Here is a 19,571-nt window from a genome sequence, read left to right as displayed (position 1 = left end):
TTTCCCGATGTCCTCCATCCAGATCCTCAACCAATCGCGCCTCCCGCAATCAGGCGCCCTCGTTATCCCGGGTCGCCTTGATTCCCAGCATCTTGCACCCATCGAAAAGCTCTTCTCCGGCCGGAAAATCACTTGGCTGATCGAGGAGCACGCCACCCTGGAACCCGCGATCCGCTCCCATCTGGAGAAATCCGGGTCCGGGGCCATGTATTCCGCGGCGGACACCGCCCCGGCGGCTGCCGGCAACCAGCTCAAGGGCTTCCTTGAGAACGGCGGCGTGCTGATCCACGTCCCGGGCAAGGCGAAGGTGCGCGTTGGCAGCGCCTGCCACATCCCGTCCGCCCACCTGAAGGCTCTCACCGCTTTCGGCCTTCCCATCGTCCCCATCGCCATCGACACGCCCCGGGACTCCCACCTTTCCATCGAGAGCAGTTCCTCCCTGCCACAGGCGGTCATCTCGGTAGGGGAGCCGATCCCTGCGGAAAAAGCGAGCGTCGCCGCCTACCAGCAGAGCCTGCTGACCGCATTCGAGGCCGCGTATTCCTCCCGACCGCTGTTCAAGAAATCCCTGGCGATGGTCCTGCTGCAGGGCCTCAAGAAGCATGCCACGAAGCACAAGGTGCTGGATGGCTCCGATGATTCCGAGCTGGGCTTCGACAAGATCCTCGGCGCGGCCATCGCTTTCTCGAAGCATATCCAGGAAGAGACGGACAAGCCGCGCGTCGCCATCGTCCTGCCGCCCGGAAAGGCGGGCCTCATCGCCAACCTGGCCGTCATCTTCGCGGGGAAGACTCCGGTGAACCTCAACTTCACCGCCGGCCATGATGCGATCAAGTCATCCATCCGCCAATCCGGCGTGGACCGCTTCATCACCGCGGACCCTTTCGTGCGGAAGGTGTCGAGCTTCCCATGGCCGCCGAACCGCGACCTGATCTTCATCGAGCGCACACTGCCCACGCTGAAGAAGCAGATCGTGAAGTGGGTGCTGCTTTCCAAGCTGCTGCCCGCCGCGGTGCTCGGCAATATGCTGGGCCTGAACAAGCGCCGCGACAGCGATGAGGCGCTGCTGCTTTTCACCTCCGGCTCCTCCGGCGAGCCGAAGGGCGTGGTGCTGACCCAGCGCAACGTGCTGGGCAACGTCTGCCAGTTCGCCACCCGGCTGAACCTGCCGCCGAAGTCCTCCATCCTCGGCTCCCTGCCGCTTTTCCATTCGTTCGGCTGCACGGTCACGCTGTGGTTCCCGTGCATCGAGGGCATCAACCTGGTGACCTACCCCAGCCCGCTGGAGACGAAGCGGCTGGCGGAACTCATCGGCCTGCACGGGGTGGACCTGCTGCTGGCGACGCCCACGTTCCTGCGCGGCTACATGAAGCGCATCGAGCCGGCCCAGCTTGCCTCGCTGAAGATGGTGGTCACGGGAGCGGAGAAGCTTCCGCAATCCCTGGCGGACGCGTTCCAGGACAAATTCGGCATCCGTCCGCAGGAAGGCTATGGCCTCACGGAAACGTCCCCTGCCACCAACGTCAACCTGCCTGACCTCCAGGGCGGTTCCGGCGTGCCCGTGCTGCCATCCACCCGCAACGGCTCCGTCGGCCAGATGCTGCCCGGCCTGGCCGTGAAACTCACCGACGCCGCCACCGGCGATGACATCCCCCTCGACAAGCAGGGCATCATCTGGTTCCGCGGTGTGAACATCTTCCCCGGCTACCTCGACCAGCCGAAGAAGTCCGCCGAGGTGCTGGTGGACGGCTGGTTCCGCACCGGCGACGTCGGCCGCGTGGACGAGGACGGTTTCCTCTACATCGAAGGCCGCCTTTCCCGTTTCTCGAAGATCGCCGGTGAGATGGTCCCCCACGAAACGGTGGAAGGCGCCATCGCCAAGGTGCTGGGCCTGGACTCCGAAGCGGAGCGGAAGATCGCCATCGTCGGCGTGCCGGATGAGCAGAAGGGCGAGGCGATCCTGCTGCTCTCCACCATCTCCGGACCGGCGCTTGAGCAGGAGTGCATCGACCTCCGCTACAAGCTGCTCGACCAAGGACTTTCCTCCCTCTGGTGCCCGAAGGCGATCATCCCGGTGAAGGAGATCCCGGTGCTGGCCTCCGGCAAACTCGACATCAAGGGCTGCGAGGAACTGGCGAAAAACCGCTGAGAGCCATCCGGACAGGGTTTCCGGATGGAAACACGGGCTAACAAGGTTTGACCCCGGCAGGTGTGGCGGGGTTTAATCCCGCATCGCTGGAATACCCTTTTCCATGACCGGAGCAAATCACCCGCTGGCCAAGGTCACGCTGCCAATCCTCTTCCTCGCCTGCGCCACGTCCGCAAGGGCGAAGATCGATGATAATGGCAACGGCATGAGCGATGTATGGGAGGCGGCCTATGGCAAATCCCTCATCCCTTCCGAAGATCCGGACAAGGATGGATTCAGCAACCTGCTGGAATCGATCGCGGGCACGGATCCGCACGACGCGAACAGCTTTCCCAAGGTCGAACGGCTGGAGCTTCATCCTGACACGCTGAAGCAGGTCTGGAAAAGCGTGACCGGCGTGAAATACCAGCCGCTCTTTTCCACCGATCTCGGCGCATGGGCACCCTTCGGCCCGATGGTGGTCGGCACCGGTGGCGAGATGGAACTCACCATCGACCGCGCGACCGCCTTCACCTCCGGCGGCGTGGAGCATCTGGTGTGGGACGAACTCACGGGCTGGGGGCTTTCCCAAATCAAGGAACGGGTCACGAACCAGACACCGCCCGCTTTCCGTGGCCGGCTCAGCGCGCTGGACATCCCGCAGTCCAATCCGGACAAGGATTTCTTCGGCCAATGGATCCGCGGTTGGATCATCCCGCCGGAAACGGGTGCCTATCAATTTTTCATCGCCAGCGACGACCAGTCCGAGCTTTGGCTTTCCACGGACAAGGAACCCGCCAACAAAAGACAGATCGCGTCCGTGGCGGAATGGACATCCCACCTGGAGTGGGACAAGTTCCCTTCCCAGACATCGGCCGCCATCACCCTGGAGGCGAACACGCCCTACTACTTCGAGGTCTATCAGGTGGAGGGAAATGGCGGCGATAACCTCTCCGTCGCCTGGCAACGGCCGTCGATGGCGGCAGGGGCGAAGGAGATCATCGGTGGGGCGGCCCTTTCTTCGACCGGCCTATCACTGGCGGAAATGGGGGCCGAGCGGTTGTTCTCACGGATGGAGATTTCCGATGCGGACAGCGACGGCGATGGCCTGACCGACTACGAGGAACGCCTGCTGGGCCTCGATCCGTTCAATGCCACCACCACCCCGCGCGTCGCGGATCTGGATGCGGCGAAGAAGACGCTGGCCAGCCCCAGCAGCGTCAATCTGGGCGTGTCCATCGCCAGGGGTTATGAAAGCACGGGCAGCCCTGCGGAGTTCATTGTGTTCCGCGCAGGTGGCATCGAGCCGCTGACGGTCCACTACACGGTGTCCGGAACGGCGCAGCCTGCCACGGACTACCTCACGCTGTCCGGCAGCGTGACCATCCCCGCTGGCGCGCGGTCGATGAAGATCCCGGTCACGCCCGTGGACGACGGCGAAGTCGAGCCGCAGAAAAATGTGACCCTCACCCTCCAACCGGGAACGGGGTTCACGCTCGGCACTCCGGCGAGCGCCAGCGTGCAGATCGACGACAGCCCGGATGTGCTTTTCATCGCCCAACTGCGCGGCAGCGGGGCCACGCCGTCCGCAGGGACCGGAGTGGCGGCGGTGACCCGCAGCGGCAATGCCCTCACCGGCCATACCAGCCTCAGCTTCGGCGGGATGGGCGGCGCCCAGAGCGGCGCGGAGATTTTCATTTCAGATGATGGGATCTCCGGTCCGGCGGTTTTCACGTATCCCCTCGCCCAAGTGCCCGGCTTGCCGTGGGACTTCCCGCCCGCAGGGGAATTCACCCGCCAGCAGATCATCGACGCTCTGGATGCCAACCGCCTGTGGGTCCGAGTCCTCAGCGGCACACCCGGCACGGTGGAACTGGTGGGCCGACTGCTGCCCGCGCCCGGGTGGGATCAGATGCCGCAACCGGCCACGCCGCCCGCCGCACCGACAATGGCCACCGGAGTCGCGGAGGCAGCCCGCTTCCTCACGCAGGCAACTTTCGGCCCGAATGCCGCGGCTCTGGCCACACTGGAGACGCAGTCTTTCCCGCAGTGGATCGATGCGCAGATCGCGCTCCCTCCTACCTGGCACCTGCCGCTGATGCGCCAGCGCCGGGATGAGTGGCTGGCACGCGGCAGCACCGGTGGTGGCTGGCAGGGGCCGCGGCTGGAGGCATGGTGGCAGACAGCCGTGGATGCACCGGACCAGCTCCGCCAGCGGGTGGCGTTCGCCCTCAGCGAGATCCTCGTCATTTCCCAGAACAGCGCGCTGGACATCGAATACGAGGGCACCGCGATGTACTATGACATCCTGGTGAAACACGCGCTGGGCAACTACCGCGAGCTGCTGGATGAGGTGACGAAAAGCCCGATGATGGGCACCTACCTCAGCATGGCGCGCAACAAGAAGCCGGATCCCGTCACCGGCCACCAGCCGGATGAAAACTACGCGCGGGAGGTGATGCAGCTTTTCTCCGTGGGTCTCAGCATGCGCCACACCGACGGCTCGCTGAAACTGGATTCACGCGGCCTGCCCATCCCCACCTACACCCAGGAGGACACCGTGGGCCTCGCGCACGTCTTCACCGGCTGGGGCGCGCACTACGATCCGGAGGACCCGCCGCACTGGGACTGGGATGGACAGCCCGCCGGGCGACTCGACTGGTTCCACTGGGGTGCGGACCCGCTGCGGCCGATGAGCTTCTACCCGGAGTTCCATGACCGGCAGGACCGCCGCATCCTCGGTGGCGTGACCATCCCCGGCTCGCTCGACGGGGAGCAGCGCATGACGATGGCGCTCGATGCCATCTTCAACCACCCGAACGTCGGCCCGTTCATCGCACGGCACCTGATCCAGAAGTTCGTCACCAGCAATCCCAGCCCCGGCTACATCCACCGCGTGGCCGCCGTCTTCAATGACAACGGTAACGGCGTGCGCGGTGACCTGGGCGCGACGATCAAGGCGGTGCTGCTCGACCACGAGGCACGCGCGCCGGAGGCACGGAATTCCTTCAGCTACGGCAAGCCGTCCGAGCCGCTGATGCGTGCCACCCGCCTGCTGAGGCTGGTCCCCATCGACCGCCCGCTCGCGGCCAGCGGCGACAACCGTCTGTTCCTGAACCTGGACTACCACTTCCCGGAACAGTCCCCGCTCAACGCGCCCTCGGTCTTCAACTTCTTCTCGCCCGCTTACTCCATTTCCGGACCCATCGGGGATGCGGGCCTGATTTCGCCGGAGTTCCAGATCTTTTCCGAGACCACCGCCATCCGCCAGGCGAACTTCTTCCTCGGCGCGATGGAATGGGGCCTCTGGGTTTCCGAGCCGGAGGATGAGGACTCCAACATCGTCCTCCACTTCAACTTCTCCGAACTGGTCGCCATCCTCAACACCCCGGGCAAGACTCCGGTGGAAGCGCAGGGCCTCCTGCTGGACCACCTGAATGACCGCATGCTTTTCGGAGAGATGAGCCCCGCCCTGCGTGCGGAGATCCTGGCCGCCTACGCCGCCCTGCCCGGATGGCTGGACTACTCCTCCACGCCGCAGGGGCAGCGCGCGAGGATGGCCATCTACCTCATCGTGAATTCACCCGAGTTCTTCGTCCAGAAATGAAAGACAACCCATCCCATCCCGGACGCCGCCAGTTCATCGGCCAGGCCGCGTGCGCCGGACTCGGCCTCACGGGGGTGATGTCCACGCTCGGCACGCTGCGCCTTTTCAATGCCTCCCTGCAGGCACAGGGCATCCCCTCCACGCTGGACGACCACAAGGCGCTCATCTGCCTGTTCCTCTATGGCGGCAATGATGCGAACAACCTGCTGGTCCCGCGCGATACCACCGCCTACGCCGCCTACCAGCGGGACCGCGGCGTGCTGGCGCTCAACCGCGACGACCTGCTGCCACTCAGCATCCCGAACGACGATGGCCGCGAGTTCGGCCTGCACCCGGCGATGGGCGCGCTCCACTCCGTCTTCAGCGAACAGAAGATGGCGATGGTCTGCAACGTCGGCACGCTGGTGGGACCGATCACCAAGGCGGAATACCTTTCCGGCGGAGCGGCCATCCCACCCTATCTTTTTTCCCACAACGACCAGCAGATGCAGTGGCAGACCTCCGTGCCGGACTCACCGCGCACGGTCGGCTGGGGCGGCAGGCTGCAGGACCTGCTCCACGCCAGCAACGGGGACTCACAGATCTCGATGAACGTCTCCATCGCGGGGTCGAACTACTTCCAGGTCGGCGAAAAGTTCTCCCAATACCATGTCACGCCCGGCGGCAGCATCGGCCTGGACAACTACCGGGACGACTGGTCGCCGCGGAAGGAGATGTACCAGTCATTCGACCAGATGATCGCCCGCAGCTACGGGCATATCTTCGAGCAGGAACACGCGAAGATCGTGAAACGGGCGATCTCCAATGACACGCTGCTCAAGACGGCGCTGGCCGCCAATCCCCTGCCGACGGAGGCCGCCGCCTTTCCGCTGAGCCAGACGACTACGGAGAGTGGCATCACCTACCTGGCCGCCCAGCTCCGCATGATCCTCAGGATGATCCACGCCCGCCAGGCGCTGGGTATGAAGCGACAGATCTTCTTCGCCGCCATCGGTGGCTTCGACACGCACGACGCGCAGCTCACCGACCACCACGCGCTGCTGAAGGAACTGAGCGATGGCATCGCGGACTTCCACAACGCGACGAAGACGCTCGGCATCAGTGACAATGTCACGCTCTACACCGCTTCCGACTTCAACCGCACCTACAACAGCAATGGCAAAGGCTCCGACCACGCGTGGGGCAGCCACCAGATGATCGTGGGCGGTGCGGTGAACGGCGGCCGCCTCTACGGCCACATCCCGCTGCTGGAGATCGATGGCCCGGACGACACCGGCAGCCGGGGAAGCTGGATCCCGAAGGTGTCCACGGATGAGATGGCCGCCACTCTCGCCCTCTGGTTCGGCGTGCCGGTCGGGGATCTGCCGCAGGTGCTGCCGAACATCGGCCGCTTCGCGAATCCGGATATGGGCTTCATGAACCGCGCCTGATGAGCCGTCCGCGCCTGCTCAGCGCCGGGGTCCTGGCGGTAGTCATTCTGGGCGCGGCGCTTTGGCTTTTCCGGAAAGCGGATGTCCCGCCTGCTCCGGTGGCCCCCGCGGTGGAGTCCCCCGCTTCCCGCCAGACGGCCACGCCTCCTGCGGTGGTGGATACGCCACAACGGATCGCCCTCCGTCCGCCACAGGCTGATGAACTTTCCCAGGTGCCGCCGAATCCCATGGCTGGGGCGATCGGCTCCGCCAAGTTACCGCCGGAACGGGAGATCACCCTGGTGCTGGAGCTTTTCCAGATCTACCGCCGCGAGTTCGGCGCGTTTCCCGCCGGGGAAACCAACGCCCACTTCATGAACGCGCTGCGCGGCGCGAATCCGGGCAAACTGCCGGTCTTTCCGCTGGAGCATCCCCGGCTGGACGCCGCAGGCAACCTCACCGATCCATGGGGACAGCCTTACCATTTCCACCCTGTCTCCCGTGACCGGATGGAGATCCGCAGCAAGGGACCGGATGGTGAAATCTTCACCGCTGACGATCTGGTGGCCCCCGGAAAGTGAGGCGCGGACGATTTCCCGCGATCCGTGTTGGACGTTCCCGCCCGGACCCTTCACGCTCCGCCGCGCATGCCGAACCGCATCGACACCACCTTCGCCGCCCTACGGGAAAACAACCGGAAAGCCTTCATCGCCTACATCGCTGCGGGCGATCCGGATTTCGATGGCAGCCTGGAGGTAATCCGCGGCCTTGCGGACGAGGGGGCGGACATCATCGAGTTCGGCCTGCCGTTTTCCGATCCGCTGGCGGATGGCATCGTCAACCAGATGGCGGCCGACCGCGCGCTGAAGTCCGGCATGACCACCGCCCGCGCGCTGGAACTGATCCGGAAATTCCGCGAAACACACCAGACGCCCATCGTCCTGTTCACCTACCTGAACCCGATCTTCACCTACGGCTTCGAGAAGTTCCACAAGGACGCGGCGGAAGCCGGTGCCGACGGCATCCTCCTGCTGGACCTGCCACCGGACGAGGCGAAGCTGAGCGACGAATTTTCCCAGCAACACGGCCTTAAGGCGATCCGCCTGATCGCCCCGACCACCCCGCAGGAGCGGATCAAGATGCTGGCGGAGTCCTCCGAAGGCTTCATCTACGCCCTCTCCCGCACCGGCGTGACCGGTGCCCACGTCGCCCCGTCGGCGAACATTTCCGCCCAGGTGGAAAACATCAAACAGTTCACGGACACCCCTGTCTGCGTCGGTTTCGGCATCACGACCCCGGAGCAGGCCGCCATGGTCGCCGCCACCGCGGACGGTGTGATCGTCGGCTCCGCGATCGTGAAACAGGTGGAGCTGAACCCCACGGATGCCGCCCGCGCGGTCCGCGAGTTCACCGCCCCGCTCATCGCGGCTACGAAGGGTGCCTGAAACCACGGGATTTGACCTGCCTGCATTTTCCGCCTACCATGCAGGCATGAAAGGCATGCAATACACCATCCGGGGCATTCCGGAAGAGGTCGATGCGGCACTTCGCAAGGAAGCCGCCTCCACCGGAAAATCCCTCAACGCGCTGGTCATCGAGAAGCTGTCGGAGGACTCCGTCAAAAAAAACGCATCCGTCAATACGGACTTCCGGGAGTTCGTCGGCACATGGATCGAAGATCCCGCCTTCGATGAAGCGATGAAGGATTTCGACCGCATCGACCCGGAGGATTGGCAATGAGCCGCAGCATCCTCCTGGACACCAACGCCTACTCCGATCTACGGCGTTCCGGGAAATGGCTTTCCGCCACGGAATCCGCGTCCGAGGTCCATCTGTCCGTCATCGTGATCGGTGAACTTCGCGCCGGCTTTATGAATGGCGGCAAGAGGGAGCGGAACGAACTCGATCTCCAGCGTTTCCTCTCGAAACCCACTGCCCGCGTGGTGGCCCCGGACCTGCAGACCACCCTTTACTATTCCCAACTTCATCTCCAGCTCCGGCTCCAGGGCACCCCGATCCCGGCCAATGATCTGTGGATCGCTGCCATCGCCCTCCAGCATCAGTTCTGGCTCTGCACCTCGGACGCGCATTTCGACCACATCCCGCAGTTGCTTCGCGCCCAACCCTGATCTTTAATTCCGCCACTTCCGCATGCTCCTCCACTTCTACAAAATGAACGGCGCCGGCAATGACTTCATCGTCATCGACAACCGCGACCTGCAAACCAACCTGGACACCGAAACCATCGAGGCCCTCTGCGACCGCCACCGCGGCATCGGTGCCGACGGACTGCTGGCCGTGGAGCCAGCCGAAAAGGGAGCCGACTACAAGTTCCGCTACTACAACGCCGACGGCGGCGAGGCGGAGATGTGCGGAAATGGCGCGCGTTGTTTCGGCCGCTTCACCGCCCACCTCACGGAGGAAACTCCGGACAAGGTGACCTTTGAAACCATCGCCGGGACCCTTGCCGCGGAAATGATCGGTGACGACGTCCGTATCGCCATGTCCGAGCCGAAGGACCTGCGCCTCAACACCGTCACCAAGGTTCAGGGTCTGGACGCGGACCTGCATTTCGTGAACACCGGAGTGCCTCATGTGGTCGCTTTCGTGGATGATCTGGACGATCTGGACGTTTTCAACCACGGCCGGGACATCCGCCGCCATGCCGACTTTTCCCCTGCCGGAACCAACGCGAACTTCGCCAAGGTGCTGGAACCGGGACACATCGCCATCCGCACCTATGAGCGCGGCGTGGAGGATGAGACCCTGGCCTGCGGCACCGGCATGGTCGCCAGCGCCCTGATCCACCACCTGCTCTCCGGCGACCCTTCCCCCATCAAGGTGGATGTGGAAGGCGGCGACACCCTGGAGATCGGTTTCGAAAAAACAGGCGACCGGACCTTCACCAACGTGACCCTCACCGGACCGGCCGATTTCGTCTTCGAAGGCGAGATCGAAGTCTGACCACCGCCGCGCGAACCTGCTTCCTTTCCCGGAAACCGCGCGGCACCCGCCGCGCGGTTTCTTATTTTTCAGACGTTCGATATTGAACGTCCCACCTCCATCCCTCATTTTCCGCCCGCCATGTCCGAACGCAAGACTCTCGACGAACGCAACCAGATGACCGACCTGGAACGGCTCCGCCATTCCGCAGCGCACGTCATGGCCACCGCCATCCTCCGCATCTGGCCGGACGCCCAGTTCGCCTACGGGCCGCCCATCGAGAGCGGATTCTACTACGACTTCGAAATGAAACACCGCGTCACGCCGGATGATTTCGAGAAGATCGAGGCGGAGATGAGGAAAGTCGCGAAGGAGAACCAGAAGTTCGAGCGCAAGGTCATTTCCCGTGAGGAAGCGAAGGCGCTGGCCGAAAGCGGACGTCTCGGCGGCCTGTCGGAGCGCCCGGGAAATCCTTCCCGCTTCAAGCTGGACCTCATCGACAAGATCCCGGAAGGCGAGGAAATCTCCTGCTTCCAGAACGGCGAGTTCATCGACCTCTGCGCCGGCCCACACGTGGGCTACACGGCGAAGTGCAAGAACACGAAACTCATGTCCGTCTCCTCGTCCTTCTACATGGGCGACGAGTCGAAGGGCCAGCTCCAGCGGCTCTACGGCACCGCCTTTGAAAGCAAGGAACTGCTCGAAGAACACCTCAACCGGCTGGAGGAAGCGAAGAAGCGCGACCACCGCCGCCTGGGCAAGGAGCTGGGGCTTTTCCACATCGACGAAGCCGTCGGCCAAGGTCTCATCCTCTGGAAGCCGAAGGGCGCGCTCGTCCGCCGTTCGCTGCAGGAGTTCATCACGCAGGAGCTGGACAAGCAGGGCTACTCCCAGGTCTTCACCCCTCACATCGGCAAGCTGGACCTCTACCGCACCTCCGGCCACTTCCCCTACTACCAGGAAAGCCAGTACCCGGCGATCCCGGAGCGGGACGTGCTGGAAAAGCTGGCGGATGAGGACGCCACCTGCGCCACGCTCATCAACGGCCTCAACGACGGAACCTACGAAGGTTACCTGCTGAAGCCGATGAACTGCCCGCACCACATCAAGATCTTCGCCAGCGACCACCACTCCTACCGCGACCTGCCGGTGCGTCTGGCGGAGTTCGGCACGGTGTATCGTTGGGAGCAGTCCGGCGAGCTGGGCGGCATGACCCGCGTCCGCGGCTTCACGCAGGACGACGCCCACCTTTTCTGCACCCCGGACCAAGTGGCGGAGGAAGTCAAAGGCTGCCTGGATCTCGTCAAAAAGGTGCTCAATACCCTGGGCATGCACGAATACCGCGTGCGCCTCTCCCTCCGTGATCCGGAGTCCGACAAATACGTCGGCTCCCCGGAGAACTGGGACAAGGCGGAGGCCGCCCTGCGCGATGCCGTCCAGACGCTGGGCGTGGACTACACCGAGGAACTCGGTGAGGCCGCCTTCTACGGACCGAAGATCGACTTCGTGGTGAAGGACGTCATCGGCCGCGACTGGCAGCTCGGCACCGTGCAGGTGGACTACAACCTGCCCGTGCGCTTCAAACTTTCCTACATCGGCCCGGACAACCAGCCGCACGTCCCGGTGATGATCCACCGCGCGCCGTTCGGCTCGCTGGAGCGTTTCACCGGCCTGCTCATCGAACACTTCGAGGGCAAGTTCCCTGCCTGGCTCGCTCCGGAACAGGTGCGCGTCCTCCCCATTTCCGACAAGACGCTGGAAGCGGCGGAGGAACTCACCGCCAAGCTGGCCGACGCCGGCGTGCGCGTGACCATCGACCGCAGCTCCGACAAGATCGGCGCGAAGATCCGCAACACCCGCCTGGAGCGCGTGCCCTACATGCTCGTCCTCGGCGCGCGTGAAGTGGAGGAAGGCACCGTCTCCGTCCGCCACCGCGACAAGGACGACCTCGGCACCAAGCCGGTGGACGAGGTCATCGCTTCCATCGTCGAGGAGATCCGCGCACGGTCGCTATAGGGCATTCCGCGTGCTGCGCCCGCTGCAATCACAGGTCATCCAGAGGACTCTGTAGTCCGTGGGCGGTGATCCGCTTTTCGATTCTTCCCGGTTTCGCGCAGCGGCGCAATTCGCGGGCGATTCCCACTTCGTGCAGATGGTGCCGCCTCTTCTCCCCCGTCCAGGGGGCCGGCAGCGTCATCACCCGGTCGTTCCCTCCCTTGCCGTGCCTGACCTCCAGCTTCCCGCAACGCCAGCGTCTCCACCAGCCGCAATCCGCATCCATACATCAGCCGGCCCGCCAGCCCGGCTGCTCCATCCATCGGCTCCAGCAGTCTCCGGATCTCCTCCACCGTCAGCACGACGGGCATGACTTTCCGTCTTTCCGCCCTGATGGCCGGGATTCCTTCGGGATTTTTCCCCAGCACCTCACGATCAAGGAAAATCAGCGCATTGAGCGCCTAGTTTTGCGTACTTTCCGCCACGCGGCCATTCACCGCAAGACCCGTGAGAAACGCCTCCACCTCCGGCGCAGCCATCTCCTCCGGATGGCGCAGCCCATGCCACCTTACAAATCTCCGATACCAACCCACATAGGCTTCCTCCGTTCGACAAGAAACTGCTTCATCCGGATTTTCCCCCGCAACTGGTCCTCCAATCGCCCCTTGTCATCCGATCTATCCAGGCACATGATCAGCTACCCCCCTCCTGCCTCATAGGAAAGGATATTTCCCACCAAACCTGCGATTTTGTCGAATATCACACAAAATCCGTAAATACGCGACATTTATGCCGCCGATAAAATGGCTGGAGAAATCCGACAGTTTTGTTCACCATCTGGGTTGTTCGACAAAGAAAAATAAGACAATGCCACGCGCTAACATCAGAGGCGGAATCTGGTTCCGAAACGTCCCATGGGCCAATGGTCGTTATTGGCGCACAGACATGCCATCGACCGTATTCCTTGATCCTTACGTGAGAGCGGCTAGATACGCGCTGAACGACGGGCCAGTAATACAAATTCCCATGGAAGACTTACGAACGGCTCTCAGTCATTCTCCAGAGCGGGATCTTGGAAGGAAGGTTGGGCCATACAACATCGACCCATTTGCGAAGAGAGTTGAAGACAGTATTGTGAGAATGGAGTTCGGGCCGTTTTCAGATCTTCGCCGTGATGAGATTGACGATTATCACCGTCCGCGATTCGCACGCAACCCACGACAACCCATCCCAAAGGAATTTTATGATATGGCCGACGTCGTTCTCGAACGAGTGCGAAGTGGTTCGATTTCATTTCCGAATCTTGCTGAGAGGATTCGGGACCTGAACCCCACGCTTAATCTGTATGTCTCAAGTGATGGTAGCATACCACGAAGCGAACTTGCTTATGCACTGAGAGTGAATTATCTGAGAGCCTTGGAATCATCCATCGACGAACTAACAAAATAAGTCGAACAAGCGGGTGCAGGCAACCGGCGTTCCGCCGGCGCCTGACCCTTGACGTTCGCCCCCAAACTCAAATCCAACATGATCGATATAGAAGTCACATGCGAATGCGGCCAAAACTACATTTTTGAAGTCGAGCCAATAAACAATCGGATGCCGACTTCCGTTTCTTGCCCTTCCTGCGGTAGCGATGGAACTGCCCTGGCGAACCAGCAGATAAGTAACGCATTCAACACTCTCGATCCAATTCCGCAGTCACTGTATAAGAGTCCGTCCTTACCAGCATCATTGGCAGCTTACCCACCTCCAATCCCGACAGCATCGGGGGTATCGGGAACAGCCAAAGCTAGCCTAATATGTGGAATTGTAGCCATCGCAGGTTCATTTCTGGCAATTCCACTTTTGGCTGCAATTCCTGCGATCATTACTGGTCATTTGGCGCTCTCCTCAATTAAAAAGTCCAATGGAGTAATATCTGGAAGAAGAAAAGCGATATGGGGAACAATTTTGGGATATATCGGGTGCGCCTTATTTTTATTTTTGATAATCTTTGGAGCTGTTACAGCGCCGACCCCGCAATATGTTAGAGAGTCAGATTATCGTCGAAGTAACAATGGGGGTGAATATTCGAGGACGAATAGCAACCTTGGTGAAATAACGAGCCAATGGACAGGAACTAATAGAAGCCCAACGGGGGCTGATATGATTCTTCGAGAGACCTGGCATTTCCACAAGGGCGGAAGAATGGTGTGGTTTTGCACTCCGATCAATGAGAGCGGCGGATCTCAAATCGAAGTATCAGAACAAGGCTATTACCAAATCGTCAAAGACAGGTGGATTCAGATTCACTTTGATAATGGGAACGATCGAGAATTAGAGTTCGTTGGAGACAATCAGATCAGAGGAAGTTCCGACGAGAGCCGCTATTTCCGAACCCAATAGGGCGAACAAGACGGTGGAGGCAACTCCGCTGGGCTCCGCGCCTCACCTTAGACGTTCGGCAAAAAATTTATACACAACAGACAACACAAAACATGGCAATTTACGGAGCAGGATCGAAATGGGACGGCGAAGAAGTCCAAGATGACTTTTTCAGTGAAGATTGTTTTACGATCGGTTGGAACCGCCAGTCCGGAGCTGACTTGCAATCGAGCCTAGCCAGTCTGAAGATAGGAGATATCATTTATCTGAAGTCCAATCAGCCGGGTTCACGCTCTATTCGCGTGAAGGGAATTGGCATTGTTGCAAGGAGCTTCATAGAATGCATCCAGAGCGGGGAGTATCCTTCGGGACAGATCACCAGTTGGGAGAGTTTCTTTATCCGGGTTTGTTGGGTTATTCAGAATGAGTTTATCATCGAGATTCCTGAGGACGAAGGTCGCATGACGAACATTAGAGCCGCTACATTTTATGAAGAGCCACTACCGTTTGTTCAGCAGGCTATCGTTTCTCGGCTTGCTCAAGCGGCTGGACGTACCGTATTTCCACTTTCCGGGGAAGGTCCGGAGCCGGAGCCGAGGGCTCTTAACCTAACACGAACTCAAAGATGACCCCACTTTAAACAACAAGCTGAACAAGGCGGTGCAGGCAACCGACTGAACCCTGCTCAACAAGCGGCAGTGCGTGGAATGCGGAACCGCTTCATAAAGGTAGTCCAAACACCGGCGGCGTTGGCGGCGGGCATGGCGGCTTTGCCCCAATACCCGCCCTCCCTGCTCAGAAATTGAACTGGGCTTGGGGCACCTTCTTCTGCCCGGCTTCCTCCCCGCCTTCGGTGGAGGGCAGGCCGTCGCGGAGTCCGGCGACGGCGAAGTCGAGGAAACGCTCGATATTGGAGTCCATGGAGGGGGTGCCTGTCAGGGATCCCGCCACCCGGTAAAGGAACCCGCTGTGGGTGAGGAGGTGGATCAATCCACCGACGATGAAGTGCAGCCGCCACAGGACCTCATCCGGAGAAAACTCCTTCAGCGCCTTGTGCAGGACCTTGGTGAAGCGCTCCACCACGCTGCGGGTCTGGTACTCCAGCTCCCCGGGCAGGGACACGGATTGTTCGGAGAAAATGCGCCCCAGCAACTGGCAGTAAAGTTTCTCCGACAACTCGGACTTCCCGACCTGCTCGACGATCGGCTTCACGAATGCGGCGATGATTTCCCGCACGTCGTTCCCGTTCCGTTCCGCACGCTCCAGACGTGCCAGACGCTCCTGGTTCACCGGCATAATGTAGCGGCTGATGACGGCGATGACCAACCCATCCCGGCTGCCGAAGTGATAGTTCACCGCGGCGACGTTGGCCCCTGCTTCCTTCGTGATGTCCCGGACAGAAACGGCCTCAAAGCCTTTCTCCGCGAAAAGCTTTTCCGCCGCCTCCACCAATTTCAGCTTGGGGCCACCGTTGGGAACGATTGTTTGATTCATCACCTCCAAACCAAAGCCAATACACCGACATGTCAAACAAAAGCATTTGAAACGAATCTTTGAAGCGATTCAACCAACTGATTTCAAATATTTTAAGAGAACGACAAATTCAATCATGATGGATACTTCCATCACGGATGATGAGGGTGCGATCCCCCACCTTGGCGAGCGACTGGTCATGTGTGACCACCACCAGGGTCACCCCGTGCTCGGTCGCCAGATCCAGCAGGATGCCCATGATTTCGGCACTGTTCTTTGAATCCAGGTTGCCGGTCGGCTCGTCGGCGAAGAGGACCTTCGGCTCGTTGACGATGGCGCGGGCGATGGCGACCCGCTGCTGCTCGCCACCGGACAGTTCCGCCGGGAGGTGGTCGGCACGCTCGCCGAGGCCCACGCGGCGCAGCGCCTTCATCGCCTCCTCCGTGCGATCTTCCCCCGCGATGGCTCCGGGCACGGCGACATTCTCCAGGGCGGTCAGTTCCGGCAGGAGGTGGTAGTTCTGGAAGACGTAGCCGATCCGGGCATTGCGGAACCGCGCCTGTTCCTTCCTGCCGAGCGCGTAGAGGTCCGTGCCGTCGATCTTCACGGTGCCCTGCTCCGGCCGTTCCAGACCGGCCAGGGTGTAGAGCAGCGTGGTTTTTCCGGCACCGCTGGGACCGCAGAGGAAGACCTTTTCCCCCCGCTGGATGGAAAGATCGATGCCATGCAGCACCTCGATGGATTTCCTGCCGATGCGGTAGCTCCGGTGGAGATTTTTCGTCTCGATGACGGTATCGCTCATGGCGGGATCATGGGCACCGGATGGACCGGGGCGCAAGTGCCGCCGATGCCCGTGTTGCTACTTCCCAAACCGCGCGGGCTGCCGTAGTTTCTGCCCGCCGATGACGAAATCCGCCCTTCTGTTCACCCTGCTGGCCACCACTTTCGCGTGGGCGCAGGAGAACACCCCTGCCCCCGCTCCCGCGACGCCCGTCCCCGCGGCGGAGTCCCCCGCCACCACGGACCCGGCGGCCCCGCCTGCCACTCCGGAAGCCCCGGCGGAACCGGAGATCCCGGATGACGGAGTGCGTGTCTCCGTGCTGGGCTACCATGATTTTTCGGAAACCCAACCGGAAACGGCCATGCGGATCCGCACGTCGAAGTTCCGCCAGCAGATGGAGGCCCTCCGGCAGATGGGATTGACGGTAATCTCCATGGGCGACTTCATCGCCTGGAAAAAGGGCGAGAAGACCCTCCCGCCGAAGTGTGTGGTCATCACCCTGGATGACGGCTGGAAATCCGTCTATACGGACGCCTTCCCCATCCTGAAGGAGTACAAGTATCCCTTCACCCTCTATCTCTACAAAAGCTACGTGGACGGCGGCGGAAAGGCGCTCACCACCGGCATGATCGAGGAAATGCTCGCCGCCGGGGCGACCCTCGGCAGCCACTCCGTGAGCCATCCCTATCCCGGGACGGTGAAGGCGATGCGGAAGAAGGGAGCGGACGCCTATGATGCGTTCCTGCGGAAGGAGCTGGGCGAGTCGAAGCGGTTCCTGGAGTCGCAGTTCCCGAAGCACAAGGCGACCACCTACGCCTACCCGGGTGGATTCTACACGGAGGAGATGCTGCCGCTGGCGGATGAGTTCGGCTACACGCACCTGTTCACCGTGCTGCCCGGGAAGGTGAAGCGCGGCATGCCGGCCAAGACGCTGCCGCGCTACATCATCCTGGGGAACTACGACAAGATCTTCGAATTCGCCACCACCTTCCGCGAAGCGGGTTCCGATGCCGGCGGGGCGGGCGCGCCCGGTGGTGTCCCCGGCGGGGGAATCGGCCAGGCACCGGTCCAGACCACGCCCTACCCGGTCACCCCGGAAGCCGGTGCCGTCATCAACACCCGCCTGCCGGAAATCTCCGCCGACCTTTCCACGCTGGAAAATTTCGACCCGGCGTCGCTGGTCATGAAGGTGGGAGGCTTCGGTGAAGTCCCCGCCACGTTCGACCCGGCGGAGAAGAAGTTCACCTGGAAGATCAACCGCCGGCTGCGCCAGCCTTCCTGCGAAGTCACCGTGACGTGGAAGGATATGACGGGCAAGCCGCACAGCCCGCCGCTCCGCTGGTCCTTCCGGATCGACCGCAACTCCGCCTACCAACCCGACGGGGAATAACCCCCGCGACTCCGGCTTTTCCAACTTTCATCCCAACCGACCATGTTCCAATCCCTCGCCGACAATCTCGACAAGACCTTCCGCAACCTCCGTGGCGTAGGGCGCATCTCTGAGAAGAACATCACGGACGCGCTGCGCGAGGTCCGCATCGCCCTGTTGGAGGCGGATGTCGAGTTCGGCGTGGCGAAGGATTTCATCGCGAAGGTGAAGGAGAAATCCATCGGTGAGGACGTCCTGAAATCCATCAAACCGGGCGAGCAGATCATCAAGTTCTTCAACGACGAGCTGACCGAACTGCTGGGTGGCGACCAGGCTCCGCTGGACCTCAACCCGCCCGCGCGGATCCTCATCTGCGGCCTCAACGGCGCGGGCAAGACGACGACTTCCGCGAAGCTGGCGCTGCGCCTGAAAAAGGAAGGCCGCCGCCCGCTGCTCATCGCGTGCGACCTCTACCGCCCCGCCGCCATCGACCAGCTCGCCACGCTGGCAAAACAGATCGACGTGCCCATCTACACGCCGGAAGCGACCGAGACGGACGTGGTGAAGGTGGCGAAGGACGCGCTGGTCTGGGCGGAGAACCAGAACGGCACCGTCCTCATCTTCGACACCGCCGGCCGCCAGGAGATCGACCAGCGACTGGTGGAGGAACTGAAGCGCCTGCACGCCTTCCTCAAGCCGAAGGAGACGCTCCTGGTGGCGGACGCGGCCACCGGCCAGCAGGCCGTCTCCGTGGCCACCCATTTCGACGAAGCCGTGGGCATCACCGGCATCATCCTGACGAAGCTGGACGGTGACTCCCGCGGCGGCGCGGCCCTCTCGATGCGCGCCGTCACCGGCAAGCCGATCAAGTTCGCCGGTGAGGGCGAGAAGCTGGACCAGCTTTTCGAGTTCCACCCGACCCGAATGGCGGACCGCATCCTGGGCAAGGGCGACATCGTCGGCATGGTGGAACAGGTCGCCGACAAGGTGAACGAGGCGGACGCCATGCGCTCCATGCAGCGGATGCAGGAAGGGAAGTTCGATTTCACCGACTTCCTCGACCAGATGAAGATGATCCGCAACCTGGGTCCTCTGGAAGGCCTGCTGGGCATGATGCCCGGCTTCAACAAGATCAAGAAGCAGCTCCCCGCGGACGCCTTCAACAACAAGAAGATGAACCGCACGGAGGCCATCGTCCTTTCGATGACGCCGGAGGAACGCCGCAAGCCGGAGATCATCAAGGGCTCCCGCCGCCAGCGGATCGCCGCGGGATCCGGGACTTCCCTCGTCGAGGTGAACCAGCTCATCAAGCAGTTCGGCGAGATGCGGAAGATGATGAAGTCACCGTCGAAGATGAAAGGCCTCATGCGCCAGATGGGCGGCTCCGGCGGCCTGGGCGACATGATGAAGAACATGGGCGGCGGGAAGTTTCCGGGAGGGAAATTTCCGTTTTAAGTAAGGAGGGAGGACATTGCTGCCCTCCGGCGGCATTGGCGAGC

At 61.9% G+C, this 19,571-nt stretch carries 16 protein-coding genes; 13 read left to right on the top strand and 3 right to left on the bottom strand.

Annotation, left to right across the window (positions count from 1 at the left end; all coding sequences use genetic code 11):
• The first annotated feature begins 7 nt into the window (after positions 1–7).
• From KF712_18945 to thrS, 9 genes are all read left to right on the top strand, one after another.
• Positions 8–2,149, top strand: coding sequence for an AMP-binding protein (locus KF712_18945; protein MBX3743070.1), 2,142 nt, complete (start codon positions 8–10; stop codon positions 2,147–2,149).
• A 103-nt stretch (positions 2,150–2,252) separates the two neighbouring features.
• Positions 2,253–5,735 carry a DUF1800 family protein gene (locus tag KF712_18940; GenBank protein ID MBX3743069.1) on the top strand — a complete coding sequence of 1,161 codons (3,483 nt, stop codon included), beginning with the start codon at positions 2,253–2,255 and terminating at the stop codon, positions 5,733–5,735.
• On the top strand, positions 5,732–7,165 hold the full coding sequence (locus tag KF712_18935; GenBank protein MBX3743068.1) for a DUF1501 domain-containing protein: 1,434 nt from the start codon (positions 5,732–5,734) through the stop codon (positions 7,163–7,165). Before KF712_18940 ends, KF712_18935 begins: the two co-directional genes overlap by 4 nt.
• A complete protein-coding gene (locus KF712_18930; protein ID MBX3743067.1) occupies positions 7,165–7,725 on the top strand; it encodes a type II secretion system protein GspG in 561 nt (186 codons plus the stop codon). The genes KF712_18935 and KF712_18930 overlap by 1 nt, the downstream gene beginning before the upstream one ends.
• A gap of 66 nt (positions 7,726–7,791) precedes the next feature.
• Entirely contained in the window at positions 7,792–8,589 is a 798-nt protein-coding gene (gene trpA, locus KF712_18925) for a tryptophan synthase subunit alpha (protein ID MBX3743066.1), read from the top strand.
• A gap of 46 nt (positions 8,590–8,635) precedes the next feature.
• Positions 8,636–8,884: a hypothetical protein gene (locus KF712_18920; GenBank protein MBX3743065.1), complete on the top strand. Its 249-nt coding sequence runs from the start codon at positions 8,636–8,638 to the stop codon at positions 8,882–8,884.
• Positions 8,881–9,273, top strand: a complete 393-nt coding sequence (locus KF712_18915; protein ID MBX3743064.1) for a type II toxin-antitoxin system VapC family toxin — start codon at positions 8,881–8,883, stop codon at positions 9,271–9,273. The genes KF712_18920 and KF712_18915 overlap by 4 nt, the downstream gene beginning before the upstream one ends.
• 22 nt (positions 9,274–9,295) lie before the next feature.
• Complete coding sequence (locus KF712_18910) at positions 9,296–10,108, top strand: diaminopimelate epimerase (GenBank protein ID MBX3743063.1); 813 nt, start codon at positions 9,296–9,298, stop codon at positions 10,106–10,108.
• 120 nt (positions 10,109–10,228) lie between these two features.
• A complete protein-coding gene (gene thrS, locus KF712_18905; protein ID MBX3743062.1) occupies positions 10,229–12,103 on the top strand; it encodes a threonine--tRNA ligase in 1,875 nt (624 codons plus the stop codon).
• A 440-nt stretch (positions 12,104–12,543) separates the two neighbouring features.
• Here the strand turns inward: thrS and KF712_18900 are convergent, their stop codons facing one another.
• Positions 12,544–12,675, bottom strand: coding sequence for a phage integrase N-terminal SAM-like domain-containing protein (locus KF712_18900; protein MBX3743061.1), 132 nt, complete (start codon positions 12,673–12,675; stop codon positions 12,544–12,546).
• Positions 12,676–13,609: 934 nt separating this feature from the next.
• Here KF712_18900 and KF712_18895 point away from each other — a divergent pair.
• Entirely contained in the window at positions 13,610–14,470 is an 861-nt protein-coding gene (locus KF712_18895; protein ID MBX3743060.1) for a DUF4190 domain-containing protein, read from the top strand.
• 92 nt (positions 14,471–14,562) lie between these two features.
• Positions 14,563–15,078: a hypothetical protein gene (locus KF712_18890; GenBank protein ID MBX3743059.1), complete on the top strand. Its 516-nt coding sequence runs from the start codon at positions 14,563–14,565 to the stop codon at positions 15,076–15,078.
• Positions 15,079–15,244: 166 nt separating this feature from the next.
• Here the strand turns inward: KF712_18890 and KF712_18885 are convergent, their stop codons facing one another.
• The gene (locus tag KF712_18885) at positions 15,245–15,943 is read right to left on the bottom strand and encodes a TetR family transcriptional regulator (protein ID MBX3743058.1); all 699 of its coding nucleotides are present in this window, start codon (positions 15,941–15,943) and stop codon (positions 15,245–15,247) included.
• 109 nt (positions 15,944–16,052) lie between these two features.
• Positions 16,053–16,724, bottom strand: a complete 672-nt coding sequence (locus KF712_18880; protein MBX3743057.1) for an ABC transporter ATP-binding protein — start codon at positions 16,722–16,724, stop codon at positions 16,053–16,055.
• A gap of 100 nt (positions 16,725–16,824) precedes the next feature.
• On the opposite strand from KF712_18880, the gene KF712_18875 reads away from it, so the two are divergent.
• Together KF712_18875 and ffh are read left to right on the top strand one after the other, a co-directional pair.
• A complete protein-coding gene (locus tag KF712_18875) occupies positions 16,825–18,093 on the top strand; it encodes a polysaccharide deacetylase family protein (GenBank protein ID MBX3743056.1) in 1,269 nt (422 codons plus the stop codon).
• Positions 18,094–18,135: 42 nt separating this feature from the next.
• Positions 18,136–19,527, top strand: coding sequence for a signal recognition particle protein (ffh, locus tag KF712_18870; protein MBX3743055.1), 1,392 nt, complete (start codon positions 18,136–18,138; stop codon positions 19,525–19,527).
• The last annotated feature ends 44 nt before the right edge of the window (positions 19,528–19,571 follow it).

The organism is Akkermansiaceae bacterium (genome assembly GCA_019634595.1).
In the GTDB taxonomy this organism is placed as follows: Bacteria; Verrucomicrobiota; Verrucomicrobiia; order Verrucomicrobiales; family Akkermansiaceae; genus Luteolibacter.
This window is presented reverse-complemented; position numbering and strand designations above follow the sequence as displayed.